We start from the raw sequence: 10,030 nt of genomic DNA, 5'->3' as shown, positions 1-10,030 counted from the left end.
GGAAGGTTGTTTGTTTTTTGCTTGCAGATAACGGAAAGGGGCTTTGCGAGGTGCGGGCTACTGTAAACCGAAAGTCGGGAGGAGAACCAATCTCTAGCAAAAACCATTTTCATTTTTTCAAATTTACAAAAAAAATGAAATGGTTTTTTGCGGGTATTTTATAGAATATTTCTATGATTTCCTTCAACCCCGCATCTTGCAAAACCCATGTTAGCAGAAGTAGTTTTTTCTATTCAACAAATCTTGCAAATCCATTTTTGAAGGGGTATAATTGCTTATAATCATTATTAAAAACATTTTGTCCTCTTTCATTTATGAAAGTATAATTTCCATTTTCTAATTTTACTAAGGCAATATTATTTTTAAAAGGGAATGCCTCTTTGTAAATATTCGGTATAATAAAATTACCAACTTTGTCTATATAGCCATACTTTTCATCTTTTTTTGCAACAGCAACTTCGTTTTTAAAATTTCCATACCAACAAAATTCTAAGTCAGGTTTGATAACAATTTGATTGGAAAGATTTATATAACCTATTTTTTTACTGTTTAAGTCTTTACTGAAAAATGTAATATTTTCATGGAATGGATTTAAATAGTTATATTCAAAAGGAATAATTATATTGTTACTCATATCAATTGCTCCCCAAAAGCCATCTTTTTTTGTAATTATTTTATTTTCTGAAATATCTTTAACTTCATCATAAATTAAGGGAATTACAACATCCCTGATTTTATTGACATATCCTATTTTTCTGTTTTTAACCACTTTCATTAAACCATTTTCAAAATAACCTGAAATTTCATCGTAATCAGAAAAAGAGAGTAATTTGTGATTTTTTAAATCATATAGGTTTTCAGGAAAGTCACTGCCTTTTACTTTTGTCATAAACTCTGTCATTCCTGTTGTAATTGAAGTTAATTGTCCTTTTTTAATTTTATTTTTTTTCGTATCACTTACCAAAACAAGATTGTCTATTATAGGTTTGTATGAAGTTTCTAAATTTTTTAGATATTCAATTTCCTTTCCTTTTTTATCAATATAAAACCACTTTGCACCTTTTTTTACTGAAGCAAATCCTTTGTAAAAAGGAAATGCATCATCATAAATTAAAGGGACAATAACTTTGCCTTTCCTATTTATAAATCCATATTTATCTTTTTTTATTGCTAAACCTAATTCATCTTCATTCCAATAAGTTATTGAATATTCAGGAAAATATTTTATTTTTCCATTTTTAAAAATTAATCCAGGAATGCTATCTTTAATAATGTTTGCATAATTTCCTCTAAAATCAGATGCATAATCAAATTCAGCAGATTTAAAAACTTTTCCATTTTGAGAAATAAAACCGAATTTTCTATCTTTTTCTTTTTCTCCTGTTGTCATTAAGAAATTCATTATTTCAGAATAGTAATCAGCAACACCTTCAATAGGATATGAATTTATTTTCAAGAATTCTCTTTGTGAAACATCGGAGTAATTTTGATTTTGCGCATTTAGTGTTATTGAAAATAAAAAAAACAATAATAAAATTTTAGTCTTCATTTTTATAGTTTTAATACGGATTTTTGGTTACTATTTCTGCTAACGGAAAAAGTATTGGCGAAGTGCGGGCTGAATTTAACTGAAAGTTCAATTCAGACTGCGTGTAGCCGATGCTTTTTCAGATTGTTAAATTACACAAAAAAACAATATGAAAAGCAGCGGCGGCTAAATATTTCGAATATTTCAACTTAGACTTTCCTCCCGCATTTTGCCAATACAATGTTATCTGCAGTTATTTTATTCTTTTCCAATCTCTATCATAAAGTTTCTTCAATTTTTCCTTTACTTCTGTTTGAAAAACTTCTCTTGGTAGCTCTGATTTATCCAAAACAACTTCATAAGTCAATATTTCATCTTTGTCATCAAACAAATTATTGCCGTTGCTATCTTTTGTCGAAGTCATTATAACTTTATTTGAAGTTTGAATATATTTCCAACTATTTATGCTTGAATTTTTGGGTGAAATTTGTCTAAAGTTCTTACCAAATCGATCTGAAACAAACAAATAAATTGGATCTTTTTCATTTATTAATTTGTCTTTGTTATAATCTACGCTTCTAACATTATAAAAAATATGATTAGTTTTTTTCGAAACATTAATTCCTTCCTCAGCATTATATTTATAATCATAATCTAAAATTAGAATTTTGTTTTCCGTAAGTAAATGATATTCATTTGTATTTGAATTAAGAAACATTATATTCCAGAATCCATTATTTGGCATTTCTTTGTATGAATAATTTCCATCTTCTCTTGGATTCTGTCCCATTTGCAAGGGAAAAATTAAAACTCCAGTACTGTCAATTTCTGTAAAAGAATTCATTTGAATGTTTAGATTTTCAATTGAAGAAGGTTCTGTTTCTACACTTGAAGAGCTTTCTAAATTTGGCGAATTTTTGCTACACGAAAATAAAGTTAGTGTTAAAGTGAAAATGATAAAATTTGCTTTCATAGACAGTGTTTTGTGATAATTGCAGATAACGGGAAAGGGCTTGGCGAAGGCGGGGATAAGAAAGACATAAACTTCAACTGAACCCGAACCGAGCAAAAACCATTTTCGTTTTTTCAAAATTACAAAAAAATAAAAAAACGAAATGGTTTTTTGCGGCGAAAAGTGCTGAAATCTTCTAAATGATAACTTCACCCCCGCTTTTGCCAAACCCATGTTATCTGCAGGCATTATTTTCCCTTAAAGTCTTCAATTATTCTTTGTGTTGTTTTTTCGGTTTGAATAATATCAATTAATATCATTTTTAGCGTTTCCTTTTTGCTTTTTTCGGTTTCATGAAAGTTAGAATATAGAAATGTCATTAGATATTCAGTTTTATCTTTTAAGATTTCCTTTTGTTCTTCAATATTTGATAAAGAGGCAATTCTCTCATAATCTACTAAATCAATTTTTGAACTTGAAATCGCTTTCCAAGCATTTATCTTTATTTTTGGAATTTTTATTCCTTTTGCTTTTTTTACTACGTCCAAAATTGTAGCGTTTTTATAGTTTGCATACAACTCAAGACTGTCAGTTAATGCTTGTTGTAAAGGAATTATGTCTTTTATTTCCTCATTTGTTTCATTTAGTTCACTATTAACTGTAGCAAAAACTTGTTCAACATACTTTTTATCTTTCCGAGTTTCACTCCAATTATTAATAAAAAGCGCAATTAAAATACCTGCGATTACAGGTATTATTTCTTTTATAAAATTTTTACTATAATTCTTGATTTTCTCTTTCATAGACGCTGTTTTGATATGCTTGCAGATAACGGAAAAAGTATTGGCGAAGTGCGGGCTAAGAATGACTGAGTGGTCTATTGTTAACTGCATAAAGCAAAAAACTTTTTCGTGGAACTAAATTACATAAATTATGTGGAACGAAAAGTTTTTTTGCGACTAAATACACCTAATCCTCCTATTATACATTTTACCCCGCATTTTGCCAATACAATGTTAGGCGATCGCCCTTTTTTTGATGTTGCTTTGGGTTTTGATTCGGTGGGTGGAATAATTGTTTTTGCGGTCATGATAAATGTAATAGCGGATGCAATAAATATAAATGCGGATGCTATAAATTAAACTGCGGATGCTATAAATGTAATTGCGGTTGTAATAAATGAAAGTGCGGAAGCTATATTTTAGTTTGCGGATGCTAGTTTTATAAATGCGGTTGCAATATTTGTAATTGAGGTTTTGAATTATGCAACCGCAGTTCTTAGTATTATACTTACGGTATCTTTCTTTTAAAAATTGGTAGCTAACTTTATAAATAGGGTAGCTGTATTTGTTTTAGTGGGTTGTTGTTATTTAGGCTTTTTAAATTCTATTCCTTTTACTTGTGCGAATTCTGGACTTGTAGTACCGAAGATTGATTTGATGTATTTCTTAACTTCGGATGCGACTTCAAAAATGCTATCATCTTTTGTATATAATGTAGCATTTCTTGCGATGCGTGAATTGCTAATATCTGTATATGATATTGCAACTTCGTTATTCTTAGTTGCTAACTCGGTTTGTTTGGCTTGTAAGGTTGCAATTTGTAAATCGGTTTCGTTGGGTGTATAACTTGCTTCGCTTTCTAATACTGATATAAGACCTGCTAAATGTTGAATCTGTTGTGTATAAGATTGCTGACTTGTAGATATGGTTGTTGGTGCAGGTGTATTGGGGTCGGTTGGGGTAGTGGCACTTGGGGATACTCTTTGCCCTTGCATTTTTCTGTTATATCCTTTGGCATCTTTTATTAACTCGTCTGATGCATCGGTTGTTTGTAATGCGTTGACTAAACGAGTGGATAAAGATTTTAAACCACTAAAAGCGGCTTGACGTTCGTTAACCTTGGTGTTGTATGCCGTATTTTTCGCCACGACATCCGATAGTTTTGCTTCGGCATCCGCTAACAAGGCTTGTAGTTGTGGAAGTTTTAAAGCATTTTTTGATGGGTTGTAAGTTGCTCCATAGCCTTGTACAAAGGCAATTAGGTTTTGGAAGTTCGCAACATTTTTTGCGTGTCCTGTTTCACTCACAGATGCTTTTGTTTTTGTGGTGTTCGTGCTTGATAAGTCTTGAGTTGAAGCCATTTGTGTAGTTTTTATTGATTAATCTATTAAAGTTACTAAAAAAAACAATTGGTTAATAGATTGATATTAAAATAAATAGCTAATCTTTTGGATTAGCTATATTATTTTTTATGCGATAAAGGTTTTCAATAAATAATTGACTCGTTTATTCTTTTAAAAACTCGTACTCGTAGATTTTAGGTTTTATTTTGTCTGCGAGTATATTCAGTTTTGTTTTTAGTTCGGCGTTTAGTTCTGTGTACTTTTCGTCGGAACTTTTGGCGTTCATTTTTCCTTTATCATTTCTGCCTTGGAAATATTCTCTAATGTCGTAATAACTTGCATTAACATTAACGCTTGGTTGTTCATGATAATAACGCCATAGTTCTTTACCTGCTTCGAAAACGGCTTTTGCTTCTTCTGAAAATTCTAAAGCTTCATTTTTTTGTGTGGTATTTTCGAACAGAGTAACTTCGTTTGTATTTGGAAGTTTTCCTTTTATGAAGTTGGTCATAAAGTTACTTGCAAATTTTTCTTTCGCATTTACATCTTGTTCAGTAAAGGGAATCCAATGGTTGATGCCTTCACTTGTGGTGATTCTGTTCTGACCATGAAATAATGTAAATGCTAAACAATCTGTTTTGAATTCATTATCATTTTGCCAAGCATCTTTGGGAAATAAAAACTGGTCTCTGTCATTAAGCCAAGAAGCAGGAATGCTATGGCGAACTGCAAAGAAAACACATGTTTTCACTAAATTTTCTTTTTCAATATTTAAAGTACTTCTATATCTTCTATTTGATCTATCTGATATTTTTACAATATATGAGTTAATATTTACTGAACTTTGACCTTGAAAATCATTACCACCTCTACAACTCAAATGTCCAATTTTATTTTCGACATCTAATTTTTCGAAAATCCAATTACTAATAGGTATCCCAGAATTATATATGCTCTTTTGTTGTAAATATCCATTTTTAGTAAATATTTCAGCTTCTATTTCTAAGAATTCATCATTCTTTTCTGTATCCCATATTTTAAATCCAATTGGAAAGTCACCTTTTACATTATCAAAGGTATTAGCTGGAACTAAAAAAATTTTTTCGAGCTTCGCTCGATAGACATTTCTGAAATCCGAGAAGTTGGGAGATTGCAGAATTTTCAAAGTTGAAAATTCTGCAATCTTACATTGAGGTATTTCTCGATAAATTCTCATTAAAAATTGGGCAAAAAGTTCATTACTCCCTTTTTTCATTAAGGACTTATACTTTTCAACAATTTTAGTTTGTGAAACTCCTGTCTTATTTTGTTTATCTCCTTTTGAACCTACTTCCGCATAAGGAGGATTGATATAAATAACTAATTTTTTACGTTTTTCTGGATCGTTGATGATGTCTTGTAAACTTTGGGGAAGTTTGGAGAAATCGTCATTTAAGAAATCGAATTGAAAAACATGGCTTTGCAATAAGTTGGCACCGTGTTCTATACGTTCGTGCATTACATTAACATCTGCTTGGTCTAACGTACTTGCGTAAATGTTGAATTTATTAGTTAATCCCGCTAACAAATTACCCGTACCTGCGGCACAATCCCAAATATAATAATCGTCTTGCCAGTTCTCGCCAAGATAGTCTGTAAGATACTTTTGCGAAAGTTCTACCCATTGTCTTGGGGTAAAGAAAGCACCTTTGCGCTCTCTAATGTCTTGGGGAACGAGTAGGTCTCTACGCTCGATAATGTATTCTTGGTAGCTTTTGATAGGTGGTCTTTTGTAACGCTTCCAAAATTGTTGATAGGTTTCTTTGTTGCGAATGTTGATAGTAGCATCAAACATTTGCTTGATGTTTTCTTTCGCAATTTTGTAGCCTTGGTTTTGATAAATAACAAATAGATTGTCCCTAACTGTGGAATCGTCTTCTATCTTTTGCGTGTCTTTGTCATCTACAAAAAGGTCTGCAAGGTAAAAATCGGAATCGAGGATATTGGCTTTTTTAAGGTCGTCCCAATTGACTTCGATATTGGGTTTTACAAATTCTAACCAGCGGAGATAAATGGGGATAAAGTTGTTTTTATCTATTTTTATTTTTGCGGTTTCAGTAGCTTTTGCAATGTTATTGGCGATGAAGAATTTTAGTTCTTTTGCATCTTTTTCGTAATCGTAAACGTAAGAGCTTTGCTTTAAGTTAGCTTCTACACGTGTTTTGATGAGTTTGAATTCTTTTGTATCGTGGTTACTGGGCGTAACATTCCAATTGAAATCGTTAAGATAAAATATATCCTGAATGCTGATGTACGATACGAATGCAATTTTTTTGAAATCGAACGCTCCTAAAAATGCGGGTGGTAACGTTTTGTCGAATGTTCTCGCCTTACCAATTGTAAGGATTAATTGCACAAACATGGTGACTTCGTCATAGTTTCCTGTTTTGGCTTCCGCCCAAAGCAGGGGAGTTCTACCGAATAAATTGTCTTGTTTTGGAAATACGGAGAAATCTATATTTCCGATGATTTCGGTTGTATCAAAGTTCTTGAACCATTCTGCACCAACTTTATTTTTTAGTTCTTCTTCTCGGATGTTTTTGTATTTCATAGTGGTTGTTCTTGCAGATTTGTACGTTTTTTTGATGTTGTACAAAAGTAGTTTTTTTAAACTGATTTTAAAATATGAAAAGTTCCACTTTCGTGAAACTTTTGTTGCTATTTTCTTATTGTAACGATTGTAAATAGGGTGTCGCCTAACTCTCAAATATACGAAATAAATTAAAATCACAAAAATTTTTAAAACATTGACTATCAGTAGACTAATTTTATTTAACTTTAGTGCTATTCAAAAAACGAATAACCAAAATTATACAAAATGCGAACTACAAGGATTGTGAAGTCGTTGGATTCTAGTTTCGAGGCTTCTTGGTTTCACGCTGCTCCCGATTTTTTTAAGGGTAAGGAGATCATTTGGGTGGCTTTCAAGAATGAAAAAGCATTAATTGCGATGCTTCGCGAGCATTTTTTTGCACAATGGTCATCGAGCGAAAAGAAATGGTATGTCGCCGATACGAAACACAATCGTGAAAAACTTCAACTTCCTGAAAAGTGGATCGGAAAACGCTCTCTAGACAAAATCGCAGAAATCAATCAAAAAGAATTAATAAAATATCAAAATTACTTGGTTTTACAAGGGCTTTCGGGAAATACGATACGAACTTATTTGGCGGAGTTTGCGCAATTGCTTTACGAGATCAAAGAGTTTCCGGTGTATAATTTAACAGCTTCGAAACTTCAAAGTTACTTCCTTTTTTGTGCGAAGGAAAAGGAACTTTCGGAGAATCAAATTCACAGTCGGATGAATGCAATCAAATACTATTTTGAGAAAGTTTTGCATCAGCAAAAAATGTTTTTCGATATTCCTCGACCTAAAAAACATCAGCAATTACCGAAGTATTTTAACGTTCGTGAGATTAAGAAAATGTTCAATTCTATTGACAATCCCAAGCATTTAGTGATGCTAAAACTTTGCTACGGTTTGGGATTACGTGTGAGTGAGATTGTCCATCTTAGAATTGAAGATATCGACAGCGGTTCTATGAAAGTTCTTATCCAAAGGGGGAAAGGAAAGAAAGATCGCTATGTTAATTTGCCCAAAAGTATTTTGGAAGAATTACGCAATTATTATCGAACATATCTGCCGAAAGTCTATCTTTTTGAAGGCAAAATTCCTGGTGAACCACTGAATATTAGAACGGCTCAAATGGTTTTTCGTAATGCATTGTTGAAGGCTAATGTGAAAAAGAAAATTGGAATTCATGGACTTCGACATTCTTATGCGACGCATTTGCTGGAGTTGGGAACGGATATTTCTTTGATTCAGAAATTACTTGGTCATGAAAACATCAGCACAACGTTGACGTACACACAAGTCACGGATCCTATTGTTAATAATGTGATTTCGCCTTTAGACAGAATCTGAAATCGTCTCGGGATTTAATTTTTGACCAGTAAGTCGAGTAACCAGCATCGCAGCAACCGTATCTCCCGTAGCATTCAGTACCGTAGCCAAAGGATCAACTAAAGTTCCGATAATCATCACCGCAGGAATGGCTTCTGGAGGCAGACTATACACAGATATCATCAACATTTCGCCAATATAACCGCCATTGGGGATTCCGCCAGCAACAATACTTACGAAAACCGTGATTCCCACTGCTAAAAGTAGATTGCTTGGTTCGAAAAAGTTTTCACCAATAATTAAAAAAGCTACGTAAATTTTAATAATAGATGAGATGGACGATCCGTTCTTGTGAAGTGTCGTTCCAATAGGGATAACCACATTGGCAATGGAGTCGGGTATGCCAATTTTCTGAGCCGCTTGCAAATTGATAGGCATCGTTGCGAAGCTACTGCACGTACTCACCGCCGTTAGGGAAGGGTAAATATTGTTTTTCCAAAATAAGCGAACGCCTTTTTTTCCAAATGCAGCGAAAGCATATAAACTAAAAAATACGAAGAAATAAATGATTCCAGCAGCATAATAGAGGCCTAAAGGTTTGGCATAAAATCCAAATAATTCTGGACCTACAGTAGATACTTGAAAAGCGAAATACGCTCCTAAACCTATTGGTGCACCTTTCATAACCAGCAATAAAATTTGCTTCATGACTTCATAGCCAGAATCTAAAAAGTTTTTGAAGAAAACGCCTTTTTCACCAGACCGTCGAACTGCCGTGCCTAAAAGAAATGCGAAGATGAGTAACGCCAACATATTTTGGCGGGAAAATAATTGCGTGAATTCCCCAACCGTGAAAAAGCTTACAATTCGGTCGCCCCAATTTTGAGTTTCTGCAGGCGAATCTAAATGAACTAAATCATTGGAAGCTAACGCTTGTGTTGGGAATAACCATACTACAACTATAGTATAACAAGCGGCGATAACAATGAATGATAAAAACGTAATCGCCATACTAACCAAGATGCGACCAAACTTTCCTTGCTTTTCGACATCCGCAATAGAGTGGGCAACTGCAAAAAATACGAGTGGAACTACAGAGACAAAAAGCAAATTCAGAAAAATATCACCAATTGGTTTCAATGCAGGAACCACTTCTGGCCAATACAAACCAATGCCGCTTCCTACAAGAATTCCAAGTAAAAGTAAGATGATTCCAGAATAATTTTGAAACAGATTTTTCACACTATTTTTTTTCAAAGATAGGATTCTTCTCGATTTTGAAATCTTTTTTGTTTTAAATTTTTGAAAATCATTCGTTTATGGTCAAAAATTGAAAAACAATATTTCTTAAATATTTCTAAAAGTTAAGGGTGTAGAATTTTAATTTTTTGTTAAATCTGTAAAAATTACCACAGTTCTGATTTTTTTGGTAGGATTTTGGCTTTTTGTTTTAAAGTAATACAAAATACATAATCAGAAAAA

General features: G+C 32.7%; 8 protein-coding genes. 2 read left to right on the top strand and 6 right to left on the bottom strand.

Annotated features, from left to right (window positions below):
* Nucleotides 1-229: 229 nt before the first annotated feature.
* The 3 genes from AC5XHR_RS12450 to AC5XHR_RS12440 all read right to left on the bottom strand — a co-directional run bounded on the left by AC5XHR_RS12450 (nucleotide 230) and on the right by AC5XHR_RS12440 (nucleotide 3,283).
* Nucleotides 230-1,549, bottom strand: coding sequence for a WG repeat-containing protein (locus AC5XHR_RS12450; protein WP_495951122.1), 1,320 nt, complete (start codon nucleotides 1,547-1,549; stop codon nucleotides 230-232).
* A gap of 232 nt (nucleotides 1,550-1,781) precedes the next feature.
* Nucleotides 1,782-2,729 (bottom strand): hypothetical protein, encoded by a 948-nt coding sequence (locus AC5XHR_RS12445; protein WP_495951121.1) that lies wholly within the window; start codon nucleotides 2,727-2,729, stop codon nucleotides 1,782-1,784.
* The gene (locus AC5XHR_RS12440; RefSeq protein ID WP_495951120.1) at nucleotides 2,729-3,283 is read right to left on the bottom strand and encodes a hypothetical protein; all 555 of its coding nucleotides are present in this window, start codon (nucleotides 3,281-3,283) and stop codon (nucleotides 2,729-2,731) included. The genes AC5XHR_RS12445 and AC5XHR_RS12440 overlap by 1 nt, the downstream gene beginning before the upstream one ends.
* A 108-nt stretch (nucleotides 3,284-3,391) precedes the next feature.
* On the opposite strand from AC5XHR_RS12440, the gene AC5XHR_RS12435 reads away from it, so the two are divergent.
* Nucleotides 3,392-3,622: a hypothetical protein gene (locus AC5XHR_RS12435; RefSeq protein ID WP_495951119.1), complete on the top strand. Its 231-nt coding sequence runs from the start codon at nucleotides 3,392-3,394 to the stop codon at nucleotides 3,620-3,622.
* 224 nt (nucleotides 3,623-3,846) lie between these two features.
* On the opposite strand, the gene AC5XHR_RS12430 is transcribed toward AC5XHR_RS12435, so the two are convergent.
* On the bottom strand, nucleotides 3,847-4,623 hold the full coding sequence (locus AC5XHR_RS12430) for a hypothetical protein (protein ID WP_495951118.1): 777 nt from the start codon (nucleotides 4,621-4,623) through the stop codon (nucleotides 3,847-3,849).
* 145 nt (nucleotides 4,624-4,768) lie between these two features.
* Nucleotides 4,769-7,195, bottom strand: coding sequence for a hypothetical protein (locus AC5XHR_RS12425; RefSeq protein WP_495951117.1), 2,427 nt, complete (start codon nucleotides 7,193-7,195; stop codon nucleotides 4,769-4,771).
* Between the two features lie 267 nt (nucleotides 7,196-7,462).
* Here AC5XHR_RS12425 and AC5XHR_RS12420 point away from each other — a divergent pair, with 267 nt between their 5' ends.
* Nucleotides 7,463-8,569: a tyrosine-type recombinase/integrase gene (locus AC5XHR_RS12420; protein ID WP_495951116.1), complete on the top strand. Its 1,107-nt coding sequence runs from the start codon at nucleotides 7,463-7,465 to the stop codon at nucleotides 8,567-8,569.
* Here AC5XHR_RS12420 and AC5XHR_RS12415 read toward each other — a convergent pair.
* A complete protein-coding gene (locus AC5XHR_RS12415; RefSeq protein WP_495951115.1) occupies nucleotides 8,555-9,790 on the bottom strand; it encodes a dicarboxylate/amino acid:cation symporter in 1,236 nt (411 codons plus the stop codon). The genes AC5XHR_RS12420 and AC5XHR_RS12415 overlap by 15 nt on opposite strands.
* Between the last annotated feature and the right edge of the window lie 240 nt (nucleotides 9,791-10,030).

Source organism: Kaistella sp. CFF1-2, from assembly GCF_059509915.1.
Note: the sequence above shows the minus strand (reverse complement) of the source record. Positions and strands in the feature narration are given on the sequence as shown.

Bases quoted from the DNA above. Each gene is read 5' to 3' on its own strand.
- AC5XHR_RS12450 (WP_495951122.1), bottom strand. From the start codon at position 1,549: ATGAAGACTAAAATTTTATTATTGTTTTTTTTATTTTCAATAACACTA.
- AC5XHR_RS12445 (WP_495951121.1), bottom strand. From the start codon at position 2,729: ATGCCTGCAGATAACATGGGTTTGGCAAAAGCGGGGGTGAAGTTATCA.
- AC5XHR_RS12440 (WP_495951120.1), bottom strand. From the start codon at position 3,283: ATGAAAGAGAAAATCAAGAATTATAGTAAAAATTTTATAAAAGAAATA.
- AC5XHR_RS12430 (WP_495951118.1), bottom strand. From the start codon at position 4,623: ATGGCTTCAACTCAAGACTTATCAAGCACGAACACCACAAAAACAAAA.
- AC5XHR_RS12425 (WP_495951117.1), bottom strand. From the start codon at position 7,195: ATGAAATACAAAAACATCCGAGAAGAAGAACTAAAAAATAAAGTTGGT.
- AC5XHR_RS12420 (WP_495951116.1), top strand. From the start codon at position 7,463: ATGCGAACTACAAGGATTGTGAAGTCGTTGGATTCTAGTTTCGAGGCT.